Below are 22,505 nucleotides of genomic sequence, written 5' to 3'. Positions count from 1 at the left end.
GTCTGGACAGGCGTTTACCAGGCAATGAATTTATAAATGTTTGTTTATTCATTAATGATAAATTTTGTGCTTACTGATTGGTTATGAATTGGTTATGTTTTCAAATTTATATTTAGTGTACTTTTTGTTTGCAGAAAAATAAAAATTGGTATAAAAAGTCTTGTCAAGTTTAGGTTTGTGTGGTATAGCTATTGTAAGTAAAATTTTAGCAATCACTTCTGCAAAAAAGGATATTAAACATTTGCCAGATTGGCGAATCCTGATGCCGGTACCAGAAGTCGAGGCCGACCGAAGTAATCGTCAACGTTACACCTATCTATAATCTCTATGAACAAAAAATGTTAGCTATTCCTTCTGCTCCTTTGCTGCCTGCGCTCCGCTAGGCAACCGTTAACCTCAAGATAGTGAGTGGTTTATGCAGGCTGTCAGGGCCTGATCAGGATCACTATGTCTTGTTGGTTCAGAAGCTTTGGGCTTCTGCTGTACCTCTACCTGATCAAAGCAGGCTTTCCAATTCAATCCACAAGTACTCTTCATGAATCGCATTTTACTACACGTAGCCGGTGCGCTGGCTACCCTAGTCTGTACTGTGTTTACCAGTATGGCGCAAACCACCCCCCAGACCCGGGAAAACAATCAGGTTTGTATGGACCCCATTGTTGGGGCTGCCCGAGGGCCTTTTATCAATACCGCCCGTACGTCGGGGCTTTGCGTAGGCTGTGGAGGCAGCAGCGCTTCGGCCATTGTAGACGGAAATCTGAACAACGTAGCCACCATCGATCTGGGCGTGTCGGCCGCGGGCGGATTTCGTATTTCGGTCAAAGACTCGCTGCAGTATTATCCCGGTGGAAATGAGGTAGGGTTTGTGGTGCGCAACCGTACCAACGGGCTCCTGGGTCTGCTCGACGCCAGTCTGCTGAATCAGTTCGTCATTCGCACCTACCGTACGGGTAACCCCAATCCGGTTGAGACAGCCAGCTTCAGCAGCGGTACCGGTGTGCTGAAAGCTGCCGTGCTGGGCGGCAGCGGAGACGGTCGGCAGGTGCTGAGCTTTGTTACCTCGCAGGACTTCGACGAGGTTGAACTGGCCTATACCGGAGCCGTTACGGCGGGCCGGCTGGTCGATGTATTCTACGCTTTCGAAGGGCCCGCCAACTGCCCCAAAGATTGTGCAAACGCTATTCTGAGCGCCGGAGAGTCGGCCACGGTAACCACCGGTTCGATCAGTCCGCTGCCGCTGGGAGCCAGCTGCGTGCTGGGCAGCCTGTCGGGCGAAGCCAACCTGATCGATGCCGACTCGACCACCAACTTTGCTACCATCACCTCAACCGTTGGGCTGGCCTGTACGCGCTACATCGAGGTACGGTCAAATACGACCTATCCGGCGGGGTACGAAGCAGGCTTCCTGGTCGACAATGGCGATGGCATCATCGGTCTCAACTTACTGGGTGGGGTTACGATTACAACCTATCGCAACGGTACGGTTAGTGAATCATTCAGCGGTACCGGGCTGGTTGGTGCCTCGGTGCTGGGCGCTACGTCGCGGGTTCAGCTGGGTTTCAAGGCTGCGCAACCCTTCAACAGCATCCGTATTTCGCTGACAGGGATCAGCGTTGCCGTCAATCTGCGCGTTTTCCATGCCTACGTCAAAGCCGACACAGACAGCGATGGCATTGCCGACTGTATGGACAAGTGCGCAACCGGTAGCGACCTCCTCGACGCCGATGGCGACGGTACTCCTGATGGCTGCGATCAGAACGTGGCGGATATTTCCGTATCGAAAACCGTGAGCAGCGCAACGGCTACCGTAGGCAGCAGCGTTACGTTTACCGTTTCGGCTACGCGTACGGCCCAGTTCAACGCCACGGGCCTCGTGATACGGGATACCCTCGCGCGCGGCTTCACCTACGTATCGCATACGGCATCGCCCGGTACCGTTTACAACCCCGTAACCGGACGCTGGACTATTGGTAGTGCGCTGGCTGGCCCGGCAACATCGGTAAACCTGACCATTGCCGTCACGGTCGATTCGGTGGGGGTTACGTCAAACGTGGCCGAAGTGATCCGCAGTTTCGAGTCGGACCCGGACTCATCGCCGGGTAACGGAAATTTTGCCGAAGACGACATCGCCAGTTCATGCGTTAGTGTGCCGGTCCGGATTTGCGAAGGGGCCAGTCTTCAGCTGTCGGCGCCGGCCAGCTACACGACGGGTGTCGAATGGTTCCGCACGATCGATAACGTGACGACGTCGGTAGCGACAACGCCTACGTTCTCGGCTTCGCTATCGGGTAGTTACAGCTTTACCGCAACGGGTATGTCGGGCTGCGTATCGGGCAACTGCTGTCCGGTCATCATTATCGTTGATCCCGCACCAGTGCCGGTTATCATAGCCAGCTCGTCGACCATCTGCGCCGGTACCAGCGCTACCCTGACCGTATCCAACGCGGCCCCGGGCATTACTTACGTCTGGAGCAACGGAACAACCGGCCCAACGCTCGAGGTGACGCCCCGCACCACTACGGTGTACAGCGTTTCGGCAACAACCACGGCGGGTGGCTGTTCGGGGGTGAGCACCTTTACCATCGTGGTGAACCAGCCGCCGGTTCAGGCTCCGATCGTGGCCCTGTGCGGACCGACCGGCAATACGGGCTATAGCTTCTCCATCAACCCGACAACGACGGGATCTACCACGACCTACTTCGTAAAAGTCGGCGATGCGCCCGAAGCCGGTCCGTACGAATACGGCGTTGCCCGAACGTTCGACAACAATACGGGTAATCTGTCGGTCGTGATCCGTGATGCGCAAACGAACTGTTCGATTCTGCTGCCGGTCGTGGCGCCGGCCAACTGCCAAACCTGTCCGCCCAAAGTCTGCGTACCGATCCGTATAGCCCGGACGCAGTAATCGGCTCGTATCAGGTAAAACGACTCGGTCCGGATGCGCTCAACGACTTGAGTGCATCCGGACCGAGTCGTTTCTGGCCGGCAAAACATGAGTAGCTTAGCCGGCTAACTCCAGTTTGAGGAACTTACCGGTATGACTGCCGGCAACCTGTGCTACCTTTTCGGGGGTACCCTCCGCAATGATAAAGCCACCTTTGTTGCCGCCTTCCGGGCCGAGGTCGATCAGGTGGTCGGAGACTTTGATGACGTCGAGGTTGTGCTCGATAATCAGGACCGAGTTGCCTTTGTCGGCCAGTTTGTTGAGCACGTCGAGCAGGTGCGCAATATCCTGGAAGTGTAGGCCCGTTGTCGGTTCGTCGAGTATATACAGCGTTTTACCGGTGTCTTTCTTCGATAGCTCTTCGGCGAGTTTAACCCGCTGGGCCTCGCCCCCGCTGAGCGTAGTGGCGTGCTGACCCAGGGTGATATAACCCAGCCCTACGTCGTTCAGGGTCGTTACCTTGCGCAGGATTTTAGGCTGGCTGGCAAAGAAGTCGAGGGCCTGTTCTACGGTCATGTCCAGCACGTCGGCAATGGATTTGCCTTTGAAGCGGACTTCCAGGGTTTCGCGGTTGAAACGTTTGCCCTTACAGGTCTCGCAGAGCACGTGTACGTCGGGCAGAAACTCCATCTCTACCTTTTTCATGCCCGCTCCTTCGCAGTCTTCGCAGCGCCCGCCTTTCACGTTGAACGAGAACCGCCCCGGTTTGTAGCCGCGAATCTTGGCCTCGGGCAGCTCGGCAAACAGCAGCCGGATGTCCGAGAACATGCCGGTATACGTAGCTGGATTAGACCGGGGCGTGCGGCCAATGGGCGACTGGTCAACTTCGATAACTTTGTCGAGATGCTCCAGCCCCTCCACGGATTTGAACGCCAGCGGCTCGCGCTTCGACTTATAAAAATGCCGGTTCAGAATCGGGAACAGCGTTTCGTGAATCAACGACGACTTGCCGCTGCCCGACACCCCCGTAATCGTGACCATCTTGCCCAGTGGCAATTTCAGGTTTACGTTTTTCAGGTTGTGGCCCGTGGCATTTTTAATGATCAGGAACTTGCCGTTGCCTTTCCGGCGCTCGGCAGGTACGGCAATGGCCCGGCGGCCGCTGAGGTAATCGGCGGTGGTGCTGCCATTTTTCAAAAACTCGTCGGGCGTTCCCTGCCCCACGACCTGACCACCGTGCCGACCGGCGCCGGGGCCGATGTCGAGGATGAAGTCCGACTCCAGCATCATGTCTTTGTCGTGTTCAACGACCAGAACCGTGTTGCCGAGGTCGCGCAGGTTCTTGAGCGAGTCGATCAGTTTTACGTTGTCGCGCTGGTGCAGGCCGATGCTGGGCTCGTCCATGATGTAGAGCACCCCAACCAGCTGGGTACCGATCTGCGTGGCCAGCCGAATCCGTTGCGCTTCGCCACCCGAGAGGGTCTTGAGCGACCGGTCGAGGGTGAGGTAATCCAGCCCGATGTCGACCAGAAAACCGATTCGCTTCCGGATTTCTTTGAGGATCTCTTTGGCAATGATATTCTGCCGATCGGTCAGGCGGCTTTCGACGTCGTTGAACCAGCCCGCCAGCTCCGAAATGTCCATGCGGGCCAGTTCGGAAATGTTTTTCTGCGCAATCCGGAAATACAGCGACTCTTTTTTCAGGCGTGCCCCGTCGCATTCGGGACAGGTTTTCACGACCATAAAGTCCTTGATCCAGTCCAGGATCTTGTCGGAGCCGTTTTCCTGCTGCCGTTTCAGGAAGTTGACGATCCCTTCAAACTTAAACGAATACGTACCTTCCGCCGGCGATGGCTTCCCTGCCGGGGTGGCCGTGCCGGCTTCTTCGTCGGTGCCGTACATGAGCGCATGCAGCAGCTCGTCGGGAAACTTGCTGACAGGAGTACTCAGGTTAAGCTTGTATTTTTTCAGAATCGCTTCAATTTCCTTGAAGATCCACAATTCCCGGAACTCGCCCAGGGGGGCAATGGCTCCGCGGCTGATACTAAGCGATTTGTCAGGTATCACCGACTCTTCGGTAATTTCTTCGACTACGCCCAGACCGTTACAAACCGGACAGGCTCCGTAGGGTGAGTTGAACGAAAACGAGTTGGGCGATGGTTCGTCGTAACTGATGCCCGACTCGGGGTCCATCAGGTTCTGCGAGAAGTAAACCAAGGTACCGTCGCCGTCGAGCATCTGCATGGCACCTTTGCCCTGTTTCAGCGCCGTCTGCACCGACTGGCTGAGCCGATACCGGTCGTCGGGTTTGGGAATCAGCCTGTCGATTACGATTTCGACGTCGTGGATCTTGTACCGGTCCAGCTGCATTTTCGGTACGATATCCTGTACCACGCCATCGACGCGTACTTTGGTATAGCCCGTTTTGGCGATCTGCACGAACAGCTCACGGTAGTGTCCTTTCCGGCTGCGGATAACGGGGGCCAGCAGGGTTATCTTCTGCCCGCCGTACTGGTTCAGGATGGTATCGATGATCTGATCCTGCGACTGGCGTTCCATTTTTCGGCCCGTCAGGTATGAATATGCTTCGCCGGAACGGGCGTAGAGCAGCCGCAAAAAGTCGTAGATCTCGGTGGTGGTACCCACCGTAGAACGGGGGTTCTTGGAGGTAGTTTTCTGCTCGATCGAGATGACCGGGCTGAGGCCGTTGATCTTGTCGACATCGGGCCGTTCCATATCGCCGATAAAGGAGCGGGCGTAGGCCGAAAAGCTTTCCATATACCGGCGCTGGCCTTCGGCGTAGATGGTATCGAACGCCAGCGACGACTTGCCACTGCCGCTGATGCCCGTCACGACCACCAGCTTGTTACGCGGAATGGAGACGTCAATATTCTTGAGATTATGTTCACGGGCGCCGAGCACATCAATCTGCTCATAGCCTGTCAGGTCAATATCGGTAAGGCCGGCTTGCTGGCCAGTAGGGGTGTCTTCTGTCGTCACGTTGCGTTGATTGCAGTCGGTTTGCCGAAGCGATGGCTTATTCTTACTAGCAACGTAAAACAGACCGGCCGGGGTTCCGATTTACTACAGACAAATTACGGATCAGCCCGGCCCTTTGGTACCGCATCCGGCGCTTACCGGGTGGCCTAATTTGACATATCTCAGCTTACGACCCGATTCCTCTCCACGCTGATCACTGCGATCCGTCCGAGCGACTACTGCTTTGGTCGAAGCAATGCCCATTGTATCTGCTGATGAAAAGTTCAGCCGCTACCAGGATGTGGTAAAGATCATCTGGTAAACGATCCATACTTTTTGTCACCCCAATGCAGGAAAGATGATCAAAGGCTCTCTTTAGATGGTAAAGAGTTGCTTATAACTCACGTTAAGTAATGGCTACATCCCTCAACTGGACTCGCAATGAACTCATCGTTGCTTTCAACCTATATCTGAAATTGCCTTTCGGTAAATTACATACCGGAACACAAGCAATTCGAGACTTAGCTGATTTGATCGGCAGAAGTCATAATTCTGTAGCCATACGACTAAATAACTTCGCTCATGTTGATCCATACCACCAACAACGTGGTATCAAAGGAATGAGCGGAGGGTACGCTCAGGTAAAACCGATCTGGGACGAGTTTGTCAATAACCAGGAGGAGCTGATCTATGAAAGTGAACGTATTCTGGCCGAATACCAGCACAAAACCATTGAGGAACTGCATCCGGAAGTAGCTTTTGACTTTACTGGGTTGACGGGCGAGGTAAAAGAACGGATTGTAAAGACGAGGGTAAACCAGGGGGTCTTTCGGCAGATGATCCTGAAAACTTACGAAAATCACTGTGCTGTTTCGGGTATTGATCTGCCCGACCTGCTAGTAGCCGGCCATATAGTGCCGTGGGCCGACGATGAACATAATCGATTAAATCCTGAAAATGGAATCTGTCTGTCGGCTCTTTATGATCGAGCCTATGAGAAAGGGCTGATTTGTATCGACACCGATTATAAGCTACTTATCTCGAAACGATTGAAAGCCGATTCATCCAAAGATTTTTACGAGCGGTTCTTTGGTCAGTTCGAGTATAAGCCCATTCGATTGCCAAAAACATACAGGCCTAAGCGCGAGTTTCTGGAGTATCGGTTGGAGAGGTTTACTGACAAATAAGGCTTCAATGTCAACTGGTATTCCTGCACCAAGTACCGCCGGAAAACTGTCCGCATCCAGCAAGAGCTGTTTCAACTCTTATATACTGAACTATTCCAAGAATCTATCTAACTGCCTTTGTCTCAACAGGCTGATAGTGTTTGTGTTACCGATATGTCTTATTTGACTGGAGCGACAACCCAATTGAAAATGGCTTGCAGAAGTGGCCGTACCGCTTAATTTTGTCAGAAGAAGCTTGCCCGTTTTTAGTCGATATAGCCAGCCTTGTAACCTGGCTTTCACCACATAAATTAACAACCCCAACATGGTACAACACGATGTGATCGAGCCGATCTTAGAAGAAGACAAAAACCGCTTTGTGCTGTTCCCCATCAAGCACTGGGACATTTGGGAGTATTACAAAACCCACGAAGCGTCGTTCTGGACTGCCGAAGAGATTGACCTCGGTCAGGATATGAAAGACTGGAATAGTCTGAACGATGGTGAGCGGCACTTCATCTCGCACGTGCTGGCGTTCTTTGCCGCTTCGGACGGTATCGTGAACGAAAACCTGGCTGTCAACTTCCTGTCTGAAGTGCAGTATGCCGAAGCCAAATGCTTCTACGGGTTTCAGGTCATGATGGAGAACATTCACTCCGAGACCTATTCGCTGCTGATCGATACCTACATCAAAGATTCGGCCGAGAAAGACCGGCTGCTCAACGCGATCGATACCATTCCCTGCGTGCAGAAAAAAGCCGAGTGGGCGCTGCGCTGGATCGAGAACGGAAGCTTTGCCGAGCGGCTTATTGCGTTTGCCGCCGTAGAAGGTATTTTCTTCTCGGGTTCGTTCTGCTCCATCTACTGGCTGAAAAAACGCGGTCTGATGCCGGGCCTTACCTTCTCGAACGAGCTCATCTCGCGCGACGAAGGCCTGCACCGCGATTTTGCCTGCATGCTCTATACGGACCACATCAAAAACAAACTGCCCGAGTCGCAGCTGTACGATATTATCCGGAATGCGGTTGAGATCGAACAGGAGTTTGTGACGGATGCGCTGCCCGTGTCGCTGATCGGGATGAACGCCGATCTGATGAAGCAGTACATCGCTTTCGTAGCGGATCACCTGCTGGTGACGCTCGGCCTGCGTAAGATCTACAACGTAACGAACCCCTTCGATTTCATGGATATGATCTCGCTGCAGGGTAAAACCAACTTCTTCGAAAAGCGCGTGGGCGAATACCAGCGGGGCGAAGTAATGGCCAAGTTCAAAGCCATGAAGGCGGCTTCCCAGAACCCGGACGGCAGCGAGGCCGAAACCGCCAAGGTAACCGAAGAACCCAAAGGATTTGTGCTCGACGCTGATTTCTAGTCAGTAATTGTCCAGACAAGAGGCTCAACGTATCCGTGTGAAACGGCATAGGTTGAGCCTCTTGTCTGCTAATTGTCTGTTTGCCAGATGCTGATAATGAACTGACTATCGATGACTGACATCCTATACGAAGTGTCGAACCACGCCAGAGAACAAATGGAAAAACGTGGTATCGATGATCAAACTGTTCAATCTATACTAATTCGTCCAGACCAGATTATCGATGACGAATCGGGTGGGTATGGACAGAAGGTTTATCAGTCAAAAATTGATTTTAAGGAAAAAGGTACGTACTTAGTACGAGTATTCGTCAATACGGAAAAGCAACCTTGCGTTGTAAAAACTGTTTATAAGACGTCGAAACTACCGAAGTACTATGAAGGTGAAATATGACCGGGAGGTGGATATACTTTACATTCAGCTAACGGATGCACAGATAGAAGAGAGCGATGCAGACCGGCCGGGTATGATCATTGATTATGATGCTAGTGGTATGATGGTAGGGATTGAGATTCTAAACGCGTCTAAACGAATGGACCGCCCGACAATGGTTGAACTCGAAGTGGCTTAGGCCTGTTTTCATCCCGTATCAAAACGTACTTGCTGGCTATGGCAGCCGTATTGAGCTAGTGAAGAATCACCGAAGTACCCATTAACTCTACATACTGTGCCTGCATCGGCGCGGGTACAATAGCTCTCCGAAGATGTATAGCTTCGGAGTTTTTTTTGCCAATCAGGATGGGTAGGTGTCGCCCCAATACTAAATCACTCGACGTGAACGTAGACTCAAGCCGTCGGGAATGGGCGAATAGCCATACACAGGTAGCCATTTTTCTGCTGCGGTACAACTGGTTTTGACGGGGTGACAATCCCGACTTTACTTGCTGTGGATTTACTCGATCGGCAGAGCTAACCAGCAGCTGGTGAGGACATTACCGAACCAGTACCCGCTGGATTCGTCGTTGCTCACCCAGGGTGGTTTCGAGCCAATAGAGACCGGCGGTCAGTGGCTGAGCCGGAATCAGGTCAGCCTCGCCAGCGCTGCGGTGCAGACTGCCGGCAACGGGCTGGCCAGACATGGTCAGTAGCCGAACGGTAGCTCCATCGGCGTTCCAGAGCCGTACATGAATCCGGGTCGACTCGGCTGGGTTAGGATAAACAGCCACTACCGATTCTCCGGTTTTGAGCTGAACCGCTACGGGGGTATACAGGTTGGTCGTGCCGTTATAATCGACCTGGCGCAGGCGGTAGTAGCTCGTGCCGGGGCGGGGGTTGAGGTCGGTAAGGCCGTACTGCTGCTGCTGGTCGGTGGTGCCTCTGGCGGGTACACTGCCTACCGTTTCAAACTCCTTCAGATCGGCACTGCGTTCAATATCGAAGCGGCTGGCGTCGCGTTCCCAGGCGGTTGACCAGGCAATCTGCACACGGTCACCTTCGGGTTTGGCGGTGAACGAAAGCAGCGAAACGGGCAGGGGCGCGGCCGTAACGGTGCCGTTGATGGTCAGGTCATCGAGCCGGAGGGTGCCTCCGGTGCCATTACAGCCGTAGAGCCGGAAGGTAATTGTACCAGTCTGACTGGTAAACCCCGCTCCTGACAGGCTGGCCGATGCCTGCTGGAAAGAGGTACCTACGGCAAACACCATCAGATCCGACGCGTAATTATCGACACTGGAGCGAAGCCGCAACTCCTGAGGCCCACTACCTGACCGGTTGGCAAATACAGTCAGCTGGGTAAGGGTCATGCTCTGGCCGTTCTGTGCGCTGACGCTGATCTGAACGTACTCAGAAAAGTTGCAGGCTGCCGACTGCGACCAGTTGGCTACGTTGACGGCCTGTCCGTTCTGACCGGGAACGTAACCGGCTACGTTGTTGGGAGCTACGCCGACAAAACTGGCTCCGCCCGTACTTACGTTGGGATGGGTGGCGCTGCCCGTCGTAGCGCCGTTGAAGGGCCAGGTGGCCGAAAAGTTAACCTGCGCCTGCACTATAGCCGACAGGGTCAACAGACAAATGGTGTAGAAGTAACGCATGGCGAGTAACGAAATCGCCACGAATGTAGATAAAAATAAGCTAACCCAAATGTTAGTAGGTAAATGTGCCGACCTCGCTGCGGATCGTCACCTGTTTACCCGCAAACGACTCGACCCGGCCGACAATCTGCGCCGGAATACCGAACGACTCCGATACCTCGATCACCCGCTGGGCATGTTCTTCGGCCAGGTAGACTTCGAGCCGGTGGCCCATGTTGAATACTTTGTACATTTCCTGCCAGGCCGTTCCGCTCTCCTGCTGAATAAGCCGGAACAGGGGTGGAATAGGGAAGAGGTTATCCTTGATAATATGCAGGTTATCGACAAAGTGAAGCACTTTGGTCTGCGCGCCACCCGAGCAATGAACCATGCCGTGGATCTGGGGCCGCAGTTCGTCCAGCAGGACGCGGGCAACGGGCGCGTAGGTGCGCGTGGGCGACAGAATCAGCTGCCCAACGGTTAGCCCGGTTCCTTCAACAGGGTCGGTAAGGCGTTTGGAACCGCTGTAAACCAGACTTCGGTCAACGGCCGGGTCGAAGCTCTCCGGATAAGCGTCGGCCAATGGGTGGGCCAGCACATCGTGGCGGGCCGAGGTAAGGCCGTTGCTGCCCATACCGCCGTTGTACTGGTCTTCGTAGGTGGCCTGCCCGAACGAGGCCAGCCCAACCACCACGTCGCCGGGTTGAATGCGGTCGTTGCTGATAACCTGATCGCGTCGCATCCGGGCAATAACGGTGCTATCGACGATAATGGTCCTGACCAGGTCACCGACGTCGGCTGTTTCGCCCCCGGTGCTGTACACATCGATGCCGTGTTCGCGCAGCATGGCCAGCACGTCTTCGGTTCCGTTGATGATATCGGCAATGACCTCGCCCGGAATCAGGTTTTTGTTGCGGCCGATGGTACTCGACAGCAGCATCGGACCAGTAGCGCCTACGCAGATCAGATCGTCGGTATTCATGACCACGGCATCCTGAGCAATGCCACGCCATACGCTCCGATCGCCGGTTTCGCGCCAGTAGAGGTAGGCCAGCGACGATTTGGTACCGGCGCCGTCGGCATGCATGATGGTGCAGAAATCCGGGTCGCCGGCCAGGGTGTCGGGCACGATCTTGCAGAACGCTTTCGGAAATAAGCCTTTGTCGAGTTGGGCAATAGCCGCGTGTACGTCTTCTTTGCTGGCGGAAACTCCCCGCTGGGCGTAACGATCAGTCATAATCAGTCATCAGTGAACAGCTACCTCCGGAGGTAGCTGTCGATACAAAACGACCCAAAGGTACAACGAGCCCGTAGGTATTGCCAACCAAAACGTGGCTGACCTGGTCCGTTTAGTTCTCAGCGAGGTATTTATGGACGAAGCTGACGGCCATTGCGCCTTCCCCTACGGCCGAGGCTACGCGGTTCATGGCCCCCGCCCGAACGTCGCCCGCGGCAAAGATGCCGGGGCTGCAGGTTTCGAGCGAGAACGGTTCGCGGGCCTGTCGCCATACTTTTTTGAAGTCGGCGTATTTGGCCAGATCCCGGCCGGTGGCGATGAAGCCTTTGGGGTCTTTGATGATGTCCATCTCGATCCAGTCGGTGTAGGGCTTGGTGCCGATGAAGATAAAGAGGCCCGCGGCCGGAACGGTCCGGCGCTCGTGGGTATCCATGTTCTCGAGCACAACGCATTCCATCTGGTCTTTGCCCAGCGCTTCGATTACTTCCGTACAGCCCAGCACGGTAATGTTCGGCGTTCGGTCGATCTGCTCAATCAGGTACTGCGACATGGTTTCGGTCAGGTCGGGGCGCCGGATGCAGATGAATACCTCCGAGGCCGTTCGGGACAGATACATAGCGCCCTGCCCGGCCGAATTACCGCCCCCTACCACATACACCGACTTGCCTTTGAAGGCATAGGCTTCGGTGGTGGCGGCTCCGTAATAGACGCCGGCCCCCGTAAACCGGTCGAGGCTGGGGTTCTCCAGTTTATGGTACGACACCCCCGTGCTGAGCAGGATTGCCCGCGCTACGACCTTGCTGCCATCGGCCATGTTGATGTCTTTATACTGCCCCCGCGAATTAATGGAGACGACCTCCTGGGGGGCCAGAAACTCCACGCCGAAGCGCTGCGCCTGGGTAATGGCCCGCCGGGTCAGGTCGCTGCCACTCAGGCCGTTGGGGAAGCCGAGGTAGTTTTCGATGCGCGAGCTGGTACCCGCCTGCCCGCCCGGTCCGCGCTTGTCGATCAGGATGGTCCGCAGCCCTTCGGAACCGCCGTAGACAGCCGCTGCCAGCCCGGCCGGTCCGGCGCCGATGATGGCCAGGTCGTACAGCTCCTGCGATGCTTTGGGAACCAGGCCGAGCTTTTCGCCGACGTCGCTGAGGCTGGGCTGCGTCAGTACCGTTCCGTCTTCGAACACAACGGCGGGCAGGTCGGAGGGCGTCAGGCCGTGCAGCGTAAGCAGTTCCTGCGCTTTGGGGTTATTCTCGATGTCGAGCCACTGGTAGGGGAACAGGTTGCCCGCCAGAAAATCCTTGAGGTCGTGTGAGTGGGGAGAGAACTGATAGCCGATCAGCGCCAGCCCCTCGAAGCCGGACCGGTGGTTCGACTGCCAGTCGCTCAGGAGGTCGTCCAGCACGGGGTAGAGCCGCTCTTCGGGCGGATCCCACGGTTTGGCAATGTAATAGTCCAGCTGCACCTCGTTGATGGCCCGTACAGCCGCATCGATGTCCGAATAGGCCGTCAGCAGCGCGCGTTTGGCAGTCGGGAATACCTGCCTCGCCTGCGTCAGAAACGCTACGCCGGTCATGTCGGGCATGCGCTGGTCAGACAGGAACAGGGCAACTTCTTCCCCTTTTTTCTTAAGTTCAGTCAGCGAGTCGAGGGCTTCCTGCGCCGATTCGGTGCAGAGAATGCGATATTGCCGGCGGTACTTTTGCCGCAGATCACGCTGGATGGCCTGAAGTACCTGTGGGTCGTCGTCAATCGAGAGAATAATGGGCAGACGCATACGAATAAGGTTAATTGAGTAGATGAGTGAGCGAGTAAGTAAGCGGATGCTACAGCACCGCTCATCACTCAATTACTCATTGAATGGGCAGGCAGATCGAAAAAACGGTTTCGCCGGGTTGGGAGCGGACGTGGATCGACCCATTGTGGTGTCGGATAATGCCCTGCACGATGTCGAGGCCCAGGCCGGTACCTTTGCCAATATCTTTGGTCGTAAAAAACGGGTCGAATATTTTATCCTGAATATCGGCCGGAATCCCCGAACCGTTGTCGATGACTTTGGTGAGAACAAACTCGTTGCGATCTACGGCGCTGCGGATGGTCAGCTGACCGCCCTCCGGCAGCGCATCGACGGCATTGTCGATGAGGTTGGTCCAGATCTGGTTCAGCTCGCCCGGCCAGCCGCAGACGAGCGGGAGGTCGGGCGGGAAGTCGAGCGTTACGCTGATCTTCTTGCTTTTAAGTTTATGGTCGAGCAGAACGAGGGTAGAGCGAACGCCTTCGGGCAGGTCGACCTCGGTTTTACCCGAACCCCGGTCCATGTGGGTGTAATTCTTGATCGAGCCGACCAGCGTAGAGATGCGTTTGGAGGCTTCGCTGATGTCCCGGACCAGCTTTTCGGTCACGAGGTTGTCGACCAGCCAGCCCACGACACCCGCCAGATTGTTAGCCCCGATGCGTTCCAGGATCCAGTCCAGATCGTCGGCGGTGAAGCCAAAGTCGACCAGCGGCCCCGCCAGGTCGAGCGTCGAGCTGTCGGTAACGCCGTCAATCCCCTGATCGTCGAGCCAATCGGTCAGTTCATCTTCCAGGCGGCTGCGCTGCATCATGGTCAGCACGGGTGGTTTCTGGTCAATTTTCCGGAAGATGAGTTCGTTGACCGAGTCGACCTGATCGTCGGTCAGGCTCAGGTGCATGATGGCTTTGAAAGCTTCGGGGGTGGCCCGCATGTGTTCTTTCAGCGTATCGGCCGATCGGACAACGGCGGCTACGGGGTTGTTCAGCTCATGGGCCAGACCCGCCGATAGCCGGCCGAGGGAAGCCATTTTTTCGTTCTGCTGCGCCTGCCGGGTAAAGTCCCGGACGCGGGTAGTCATCTGATGAACCAGCGCTTCGGTCAGTTCGTAGCAGGCGTGGGCCAGTTCGCGGAAGTGACTGCGGTGCAGCAGAAGGGCGTGAGTCGGCCTGTCGGCCACCACCTGCCCCATGGCTTTGACGAGTCTGGAGAACGGCAGCACCCCCAGAATCGACTGGGGTTCGTACATCGCAATTTCATCGCCGTTGCTGTTGGGCCACTCGATCCGGACCCGGCCGTCCAGGACCAGCATCAGGTGGTCGATCGGGTCGCCGGTTTTGTTGATGGGCTCATTGGCCGCGAAGGTGGCTTCTTCGGCCCGGTCAACAACCCACTGAAGCTGCTCGGAAGGCACGTGTTCAAAAACCGGAAACGAACGAAGCGTATCGAATAAATGCATGGGAAGACGAAGGCGTTGACGGGCACAGACGTAACCAATCGTCTCCTAAATTAGTTACGGGCGGGCCTTGTTCGCAAGGGGTTGTCAACTTATTATCGGGCAGATTAGTTAGAGGGACAGGTCATCTGGCCCCATCACGACACGCTGCCATGCTACTTCGCCTGCGCTTTTCGCTTTTTCTACTCTGCCTGCTGGGGGTTGCCTTCCGGCCCGACAAACCAGCTTATCAGCTCTACGACGCCCGGCTGAAATCGACAACGTACGCCAAACTGCTGCGGCAGGCGGCCGACGCCGATGTGGTCCTGTTTGGCGAACTGCATAACAACCCGATCTGCCACTGGCTGGAGCTACAGCTGACCAAAGACCTGGTGGCGCAGAAAAAAGGGGCGCTGGTGCTGGGGGCCGAGATGTTCGAAGCCGATAACCAGACCGCCCTCAGCGAGTATGTACAGGGTAAAACCACCGCTAAGGAACTGGCCGGACAGGCGCGGCTCTGGCCCAACTTCGACACGGATTACAAACCCATTGTCGATATAGCCCGCGAGCAGAAGATTCCGTTCGTAGCCACGAATGTACCCCGCCGGTACGCCAGTCTGGTATCGCGGCAGGGCCTGGCTGCCCTCGACACCCTGCCCGCCGACGCTAAACGACAGATGGCCCCGCTGCCGCTGACGGTTGATCTGACCCTACCCGGCTACCGCGCCATGCTCGACATGATGGGAACCAACGCAGCCCACGGCACTACCGGCGACCGGGCTGCCAATTTTGCGCGGGCGCAGGCCATCAAAGATGCAACGATGGCCCATTTTATCCGGCAGAACCGCCAGCCGGGCCAGACCCTGCTGCATTTTAACGGCGATTATCACTCCAAAAACTTCGAGGGTATTGTGTGGTACCTTCGGCAGCAGCAACCTAGCCTGCGCATCCTGACGATCTCGTCGGTCGAGATGCCGGACCCCGACAAGCCGGCGTCGGACAACCGGAACCTGGCCGATTTTGTCATCGCCATTCCGGCCGATATGACCAAGACCTACTAGCCGCAGCCGAACGTTGGCTAATTTTTACAGGGCTGCGCGCTCTGGTTTGTGGTTTATGCGGTACCGGCATACGACAAGCCCGGTTTTCGTGAATCAATCAACACCATTCCTACCGGCCCGGGCTTCGGCTCCGGCCCTTTTTTAACGTATGATCAGGGACCTGTTAAATCTATCCGGGAAAAATGCCCTTGTCACGGGCTCCAGTCAGGGAATTGGCCAGGCCATTGCGCTCGCGCTGGCCGAATTTGGGGCTAACGTACTCGTTCATAACCGCAAAGGCGACGATGAAGCGCAGCAGGTTGTCGGGCAAATCCGGCAGCTGGGTGTCAGGAGCGAAGCCATTGGGGTCGATCTGCTCCGGCCCGACGCAGCCGATCAGCTGTACGACCAGGCCCGCCAGGCGCTTGGCCCCATCGATATTCTGGTGCTGAATGCCTCGATCCAGCTACCCGACGAGTGGGAAGATACCGACGCCGACGAATTTGACCGGCAGGTCAACGCCAACTGGAAATCGACGCTGCTGATCACCCAGCGATTCGTGGCCGATATGACTGATCGCGGCTGGGGGCGGATCCTGACCATTGGCAGCGTGCAGGAAGAGAAGCCTCACCCGTCCATGATTGTATACGCGGGCACCAAAGCCGCGGTGGCCAACATGGTCCGAAATCTGGCGCTTCAGCTGGCCAGCCAGTCGATTACGGTCAATAACCTGTCGCCGGGGGTGATCGAAACGCCCCGTACCGACGAACCGACGCCCGAAGTACCTGAGCACATTGCCCAGCGTATGCAGATTCCGCTGGGTGGCATGGGCCAACCCAACGACATTGCGGGCATGGCGCTCCTGCTATGCTCCGAAGCGGGTCGGTACATAACCGGGCAAACGATCTTCGTCGATGGCGGTATGAGTCTCTGACAACCCGTATGGCGCCTGCCCTTATTTGTCGAGCTGTTCCAGAATTTCTTCCAGTCGGGTAATCAGCGAGGGCAGTTCGCTCCGGGCCTGGGCCGCCAGCAGTCTGGGCTTGAGCGCAAATTTCTGGATGGTCTGATAGCGCTCGTTGATCTCGGTCGTGCTTTCCCGAATCCAGCTGATGCTCCGCTGAAACGCCGGTCGGCAGCGCTCGGGCATCGTGCTCGACTCGTAGAAGACCATCTGCCCGAGGTTGTCGTAGAAATGTTTCTGGTTGCGGTAGAAGGTCAGAAACTGCCGGGCGTATTCGTCGGCGTTGTCGGAGTCTACTTTCTCGTTCATGGCTCTCAGCAGCGGCAGGTCTTCTTTGATACCGGTCAGAGCGGTCTCGTTGACGTAGGCATCGACGGGGGCGCAGGGAGTCGACGGAGACGTTGATACACCGGGCCGGGCAACTGGTTTGGCGCTTGCGACTTCGCTCTGCCGAAGATCCAGCCGGTACTGCGGGGTTTGCCGATGGCCGGCCTGTTGCGCAGCTACTTCGGTTTGGCGGGTTATCTCCCGCAGCACCAGCTCCCAGGAGAGCGGCCCCTTTTGATCATCACTCAGCAGCCGTCGGAGGGTGTTCTGTACGGCAATGCTCATCAGCCCGCCTTTGGGGTCGCAGTTGGAAAGCTGGCCCCGCTGGCTGCTGGCCAGTACCAGCCCGCCCCGGTAGTTTCGAAACAGGCGGCTGAACCGCTCGGGGCTGTAGGCCGTGTTTTTCATGTAATCGGGCTGGCGGCTGCTGGTGGGCGGTTGCTGGGGTTCGTCGGAGCGCTCTTTGTTGCAGGCTTCGCCGATGGCAATGGTGAGCCGAGCGTTTTTGGCCCGCAGGCGTTCGTAAACATCGAGCAGATTGCGGGAGCTGCTTTCCAGCGTGGCGCGGTCGGTGTTGGCGTTGCCCAGAATGAGCGATGGAAAGTTGTTCTGGCGGTTGTTCCAGCCATGGCCGGCAAAGTAGAAAAACACCACATCGGCGGGGCCGGGGGTCAGGCTGGCCAGCCGGGCATCGAACTCGGCCGGGCGGCACTGGTCGCCCGTGTAGCTGGTGAAGTTGAGCGTAAGCCCGCTCTGCTTCGCCACGGCCGGGGCCAGGTCGTTGGCCAGGTAGGTGTGGGTTTTGAGGTTGGCGGTGCCGATTTTAGGGTCGTCGGTGTCGGCAAAAACAATGAAGTGCAGGGTTTGGGCCCGGCCCGGTTGTAGGGTCGTGCCAAGGATCAGTAAGCACCAGAACAGAACAGCGGCTTTCATGGGATTACGACTTTTTTTTGGGTTTGGGAGCGGGGCCGGCCTGCCGGATGCTGCCGCCCGGCTTCGACAGCATTGCAATCATGGACCTGAACTTGCTGTCGCCCGTATTCATCTGCGTCATATTGAGCTGAACGTAGGTAGTCGAGATCAGGAAGTTGACATGGGTGTAGCGGTCGCGGGGCCGGGGATGTGACGGAAAAAGGGGCTGAGGAGCGGGGGCGGGCGCCGGAGCTGTTTTGTGCGCGGAGAGTTTCCGGGTTTCGACCGTTCCGCTTGCGGTGCCTTTGTACGATTTCTGAATCCAGTTCAGCGCATTTTTCTGCTGTCCTTTCTGCTGCTCTTCCTTGTCTTCTTCGGCCAGTTTTTTCCAGATGGCGACTGCCTGTCGGGGGTCGTAGCCCGCGTTGATCATGTAGTGGAGCCCGATGCGGTCGGCCTGGGTTTCCTGCTTCTGGCTGAACGTACTGACCGACATTTCGGCCGCTACCCTGGTTACTTCCAGTGGAGTTTTGTCGTCGGTGCCGGCGGCTACGGCCGCGCCAAACGCTTTCACCGCTTCCCAGTTCTGGTGGTTCCGAAACTGCTGAGCGTGGTGTTTCTGGGTTACGTGGGCAATTTCGTGGCCCAGAATAGCGGCCAGCTGAGCTTCGTTTTCGATCTTCGTCAGCAGTCCCGTATGGACCACTACGGCCCCGTTCGGGTATGAGGATGCGTTGAAGCTGCCTTCGTTGACCAGAAAAAATTTGAAGGCCACGTGGTCGGGGTGATCAACGGGCAGGGCTTTGAGGTAATCAGGAATCAGCCGGCGGCCAACGGTGCTGATGTAGGCTTCCAGCTGGTTGTTGGCGATCAGTCGAAACTGCCAGGCGTCGGCAATGCTCAAAAACCCTCGTGTTACCCGCAGCTCGTTATCCGTAGCTCGCCGAAGCAGGTAATCTTCCTTGCTCATTTCAACGGGTCGCATGGTGCCCCGGCTGGCATAGATCACCCCGTCGGGTTTGCGTTCTCCGTAAACCTTTACTTCGGCGCCCAGCTGCATATCGGCAAAGGAGGTAAACTTTTTGCCTTTCCACTCGTCGAGCCCGTCTATGTGTTTGCCTTTGTCGAGCTGTAAGATCACCGCCTGTCCGTCGATGCTGGCCCGGTTGCCGTCGAGTTTTTCGTAGATGCCCACCAGCGAGGTGGGGCCGTAGTAGCTTTCGTCGAGGCTGATCCGCTCGGCTTCGTTGCGCTGGCTGATCTGGTAGTAGTTGACCCACAGGTTTATTTTCATGCCTGGCCGAAAGTCGGAAGCCTGCATCAGATCGGCCGGTTTAATGTTTTTCTTCCGTTTCCCGAAGGCCGCTTTTTTGACAAACAGGGTGGTGTCGACAATGGTAATGGTAGTATGCCGGTTGTCTTCGTCATCCTCGAGGTAGATGATCATCTGCCGGTACGGCTCCGGAAATTCGAGGATAGTGGCCGACTCCAGTTTTTTGTACTGCGCTACTTCGGTCTGCGCCGGACTTAACCACGGCAGTAGGCCGAGCAGGATAACCAGAACAAGTTTCAGCATCTTCATAGGACTAGGTAGGTGAACGGGAGGAGCAAAGAGGGGTAACTTTATAAAATGATTCGTTCAATAGCGCGGTTGGTAAACTCGGGCGATTGTTTCGAGCCGGTCTGGCTGGTTCGGGCTTCTACCTCTCCGCGGGTGTGGGCCAGAATATCGTCGAATCGCTGGCCACGGCGCATGAACTTGAGCAGGGCTTCTGTATAATATCCGTTCTGGTTGGGGCCGTTGCTGGCGGTGGCGCCCCAGGCGGTAGCCGACGCCACGTAGCAGTTATCAATGCGGTTCTCGACCCGTACGGGGCTGAATCCGGGCCTGAGTTCGGCCTGGATGCCTGCCGGTGCGGTGCGGCAGGCATCCATGATGATGATGCAGAAACGCGGCTGCTGATCCTGGAGCCGGTCCAGTACGGTGGCCACCGAAATGGCCCTGATGCCCGCATTGTCTGCCTGTCCGGTCGGCTGTTCGGGCACCACTCCGCGCCCGCCCGCCTGAGCCACTGCAACGGGTTTGCCGCCGAAGCGGATGTCTACCGGCAAGAGGTAGTTGGTCTGCGCGTATTCGATACCATGGCCGGCGTAGAAGAGCAGCGCCACATCGGCTCCCTGGGCCTGCTTATAGAACTGTTCCATAGTCTGCCGCATGGCCTCGTAGCTGACGTCGGTGCTGATCTGTACCGTAAAACCCAGCTCGGTCAGGCGCTGACGCATGGCGCGGGCGTCGTTGACGGGTTGGCCACGCAGGTCGCCCAGTCCACCGGCCGACGCGGGCAGGTAGGCCGAGTTGCCCAGCACCAGCGCCACCCGTCGGCCCGAGAAGGTGGCTACGGGTAAGCTGCTGCCTACGTTGAGCTGCTGTTCGAGTATGGTTTTCCGAACCCGGGCGTCTGCGTAGCTGGCGTTCAGCTCGAGGGCCTGTTGGTAGCAGCCCAGGGCTTTTTCGGGCATGTTTTTCTGTTCGTAGGCTTCGCCCAGGTCGGTATAGAGCCGGTAGGGCTGGGCGTGCTGCAGGCGAAGGCTGGTTTCAAAGTCGGCGATGGCCAGATCGGTCCGACCCGTATGCAGCCGGGCGCGGCCCCGGTTTCGGTACGCGTAGGGCGAGGTTCGGTTGAGGTCGATACCCTGCTGGGCCACCTGCTCGGCTTCGTCCAGTCGGTTGTGTTTGGTCAGGCAATAGCTCAGTCCGCTGTAGTACTCGGCCTGGGGCGACAGACGGATGGCACTGCGGTAGTCAGCAGCGGCCCGGTCGTAGTCATTGAGCTGAACGTGGATGTACGCCCGCTGAGCCAGCGCCCTGACCGCCGTTGGAGTTCGCTCCAGCGCCTGATTCGCATCGCGCAGGGCTTCGGGAAACCGCCCGATTTTGGTAAGAACCACCGCCCGGCCGTAGTAGGCATCAGCTACATCGGGATGGGCGCGGAGCAGGGCTGTATACAACGAGACGGCCTGCGCCGGGTCAGGCTCGCGGTCGGCCCGGTCGAGGAGCTGCTGAACGGTCTGGGCCTGGGCCAGCGATCCGGCCAGCAGGAAAATAAGACAGGGGAGTAGCGGCACCCAAAGGGGCCTGGCCGGCAGGAAAAATACGTTCATGGAGTGGATATCAAGGTAGGCTGACGCTGTGTCAGGCACCTGACTTACAAATATATCAGAATGCCTTGTTTTCCGGCAACAGATTGACTGAAAGGGGTATACTATCTGGTTGTCAAGTAGATATACTCGGCAACCAGTGCCCAGCTGTGGGCGTCGCACTGCCAGCGCATCTGGGTGATAGGCCGGTCGGCCCACCGGCGTAACCAGGGCTGTTCGTAAGCCGTCAGCATACCGGCAATGAAAAAATGGAAGCCGCTGATATCGTTGTCCAGGCTGGTCAGATCGACGGGGGGCGCCGGACTGCCAAGCCGCAGCAGGGAGGTACAGAGCAGCAACCGATCGAGCCGATTATGGGTTCGGGTCAGGAGCTGGCGGGCGTCGGCAACGAGCTGGTGCCGGACGGGTTCCAGTTCGGGCGGAGAGAAAGCGGCCACGAACCGGGCCAGGTGGTAGATGATGAGCGAAGTACGGGCGTAATGCGGAGCGCAGCGAAACGGATCGGCCACGTACCGGCCCGACTCCACAATATGCCGCAGGTAGGTCAGCGAGTCGGCGTCGTTCTGGTTGCGGGGCAGGTCGTAGTGGTAAATGCAGTAGAGCAGATTACTCAGCGCGCAGGCATCGAAGTCGATGGGCATGGTCTTGCCGAACCAGGTCGAATATACCCGCAAATCACGGTAGTCGGGGTAGGTCGTACGAATCTGTTGTCGGGGCAGGCCAGGCCCCCGCCCGCCCGGGTCGGCCAGATTAGCGTGCTGGCTGAGCTTCTCCTTTAGCCAGCGGGCCTCGGGGGCTGTTCGCGGCTCGGTGAGGTAAACCATGGCCGTATCGTCAATGTCGTCGGGAATGCGGAAATGGTCGAAATGCCGGAACAGGTAGCCGTTGGGGAAGTGCTGCGAAGGGCGCGTAGGCCAGAAATTGAAGGTGTCGAGCCCATCTTTGTTGCGGAACCGGGGGTAAGCTGCCCGGGCCCGCGTCAGCATCCGGTCAATCTGTTGCTGCGATTCGGGCGAACAGGCCGGGTAGAGCGGCTGGAGGGTGAATAACGTAACGGCCGTGAAAAAGACGTTGGTGTCGGGGCGCCGATACCCCAGCGCCGGACTATGCCGGACGGACGGAAACAAACCGGTTGCCTCCTGCTGGTGGGCAATATGCTGAATGATACGGTCCAGGTTCGGTTGTTCGTTGTTCACTCGTGTCAGAAGATGTTACGCAGGCAGGAATGTCTT

General features: G+C 56.8%; 16 protein-coding genes. 7 read left to right on the top strand and 9 right to left on the bottom strand.

Annotated elements, in window-relative coordinates; genetic code table 11:
* Positions 1-535 precede the first annotated feature (535 nt).
* Positions 536-2,905 (top strand): DUF11 domain-containing protein, encoded by a 2,370-nt coding sequence (locus tag B1C80_RS27305; RefSeq protein WP_077924384.1) that lies wholly within the window; start codon positions 536-538, stop codon positions 2,903-2,905.
* Between the two features lie 96 nt (positions 2,906-3,001).
* On the opposite strand, the gene uvrA is transcribed toward B1C80_RS27305, so the two are convergent.
* Complete coding sequence (gene uvrA / locus B1C80_RS27300; RefSeq protein ID WP_077924383.1) at positions 3,002-5,884, bottom strand: excinuclease ABC subunit UvrA; 2,883 nt, start codon at positions 5,882-5,884, stop codon at positions 3,002-3,004.
* A 392-nt stretch (positions 5,885-6,276) separates the two neighbouring features.
* Here uvrA and B1C80_RS27295 point away from each other — a divergent pair, with 392 nt between their 5' ends.
* The 4 genes from B1C80_RS27295 to B1C80_RS27280 all read left to right on the top strand — a co-directional run bounded on the left by B1C80_RS27295 (position 6,277) and on the right by B1C80_RS27280 (position 8,972).
* A complete protein-coding gene (locus B1C80_RS27295; RefSeq protein WP_077924382.1) occupies positions 6,277-7,050 on the top strand; it encodes an HNH endonuclease in 774 nt (257 codons plus the stop codon).
* A 304-nt stretch (positions 7,051-7,354) separates the two neighbouring features.
* Positions 7,355-8,401 (top strand): ribonucleotide-diphosphate reductase subunit beta, encoded by a 1,047-nt coding sequence (locus tag B1C80_RS27290; RefSeq protein WP_077924381.1) that lies wholly within the window; start codon positions 7,355-7,357, stop codon positions 8,399-8,401.
* 111 nt (positions 8,402-8,512) lie between these two features.
* Positions 8,513-8,794, top strand: a complete 282-nt coding sequence (locus tag B1C80_RS27285) for a DUF4258 domain-containing protein (protein ID WP_077924380.1) — start codon at positions 8,513-8,515, stop codon at positions 8,792-8,794.
* Positions 8,778-8,972: a DUF2283 domain-containing protein gene (locus tag B1C80_RS27280; RefSeq protein WP_077924379.1), complete on the top strand. Its 195-nt coding sequence runs from the start codon at positions 8,778-8,780 to the stop codon at positions 8,970-8,972. Before B1C80_RS27285 ends, B1C80_RS27280 begins: the two co-directional genes overlap by 17 nt.
* Positions 8,973-9,333: 361 nt before the next feature.
* Here B1C80_RS27280 and B1C80_RS27275 read toward each other — a convergent pair whose 3' ends face one another.
* The 4 genes from B1C80_RS27275 to B1C80_RS27260 form a co-directional block, all read right to left on the bottom strand.
* Positions 9,334-10,431: a T9SS type A sorting domain-containing protein gene (locus B1C80_RS27275; RefSeq protein ID WP_077924378.1), complete on the bottom strand. Its 1,098-nt coding sequence runs from the start codon at positions 10,429-10,431 to the stop codon at positions 9,334-9,336.
* Positions 10,432-10,483: 52 nt separating this feature from the next.
* Entirely contained in the window at positions 10,484-11,647 is a 1,164-nt protein-coding gene (locus B1C80_RS27270; RefSeq protein ID WP_077924377.1) for an AIR synthase related protein, read from the bottom strand.
* A gap of 112 nt (positions 11,648-11,759) precedes the next feature.
* Positions 11,760-13,421 carry an FAD-dependent oxidoreductase gene (locus tag B1C80_RS27265; protein ID WP_077924376.1) on the bottom strand — a complete coding sequence of 554 codons (1,662 nt, stop codon included), beginning with the start codon at positions 13,419-13,421 and terminating at the stop codon, positions 11,760-11,762.
* Between the two features lie 76 nt (positions 13,422-13,497).
* Positions 13,498-14,895, bottom strand: a complete 1,398-nt coding sequence (locus tag B1C80_RS27260; RefSeq protein WP_077924375.1) for a sensor histidine kinase — start codon at positions 14,893-14,895, stop codon at positions 13,498-13,500.
* A gap of 161 nt (positions 14,896-15,056) precedes the next feature.
* Between B1C80_RS27260 and B1C80_RS27255 the strand changes: the two genes are divergently transcribed.
* Positions 15,057-15,932: a ChaN family lipoprotein gene (locus B1C80_RS27255; protein WP_077924395.1), complete on the top strand. Its 876-nt coding sequence runs from the start codon at positions 15,057-15,059 to the stop codon at positions 15,930-15,932.
* Between the two features lie 148 nt (positions 15,933-16,080).
* Complete coding sequence (locus tag B1C80_RS27250; protein WP_077924374.1) at positions 16,081-16,845, top strand: SDR family NAD(P)-dependent oxidoreductase; 765 nt, start codon at positions 16,081-16,083, stop codon at positions 16,843-16,845.
* Positions 16,846-16,866: 21 nt separating this feature from the next.
* Here B1C80_RS27250 and B1C80_RS27245 read toward each other — a convergent pair whose 3' ends face one another.
* The 4 genes from B1C80_RS27245 to B1C80_RS27230 all read right to left on the bottom strand — a co-directional run bounded on the left by B1C80_RS27245 (position 16,867) and on the right by B1C80_RS27230 (position 22,469).
* The gene (locus tag B1C80_RS27245) at positions 16,867-18,135 is read right to left on the bottom strand and encodes a caspase family protein (protein WP_077924373.1); all 1,269 of its coding nucleotides are present in this window, start codon (positions 18,133-18,135) and stop codon (positions 16,867-16,869) included.
* Between the two features lie 4 nt (positions 18,136-18,139).
* Positions 18,140-19,690 carry a M48 family metallopeptidase gene (locus B1C80_RS27240; protein WP_161492824.1) on the bottom strand — a complete coding sequence of 517 codons (1,551 nt, stop codon included), beginning with the start codon at positions 19,688-19,690 and terminating at the stop codon, positions 18,140-18,142.
* A gap of 47 nt (positions 19,691-19,737) precedes the next feature.
* Positions 19,738-21,276 (bottom strand): caspase family protein, encoded by a 1,539-nt coding sequence (locus B1C80_RS27235; protein ID WP_077924371.1) that lies wholly within the window; start codon positions 21,274-21,276, stop codon positions 19,738-19,740.
* Between the two features lie 101 nt (positions 21,277-21,377).
* Entirely contained in the window at positions 21,378-22,469 is a 1,092-nt protein-coding gene (locus B1C80_RS27230; protein ID WP_077924370.1) for a hypothetical protein, read from the bottom strand.
* Positions 22,470-22,505: the final 36 nt, after the last annotated feature.

Origin of the sequence: Spirosoma sp. 209 (assembly GCF_002006735.1) — a bacterium.
In the GTDB taxonomy this organism is placed as follows: domain Bacteria; phylum Bacteroidota; class Bacteroidia; order Cytophagales; family Spirosomataceae; genus Spirosoma; species Spirosoma sordidisoli.
Note: the sequence above shows the minus strand (reverse complement) of the source record. Positions and strands in the feature narration are given on the sequence as shown.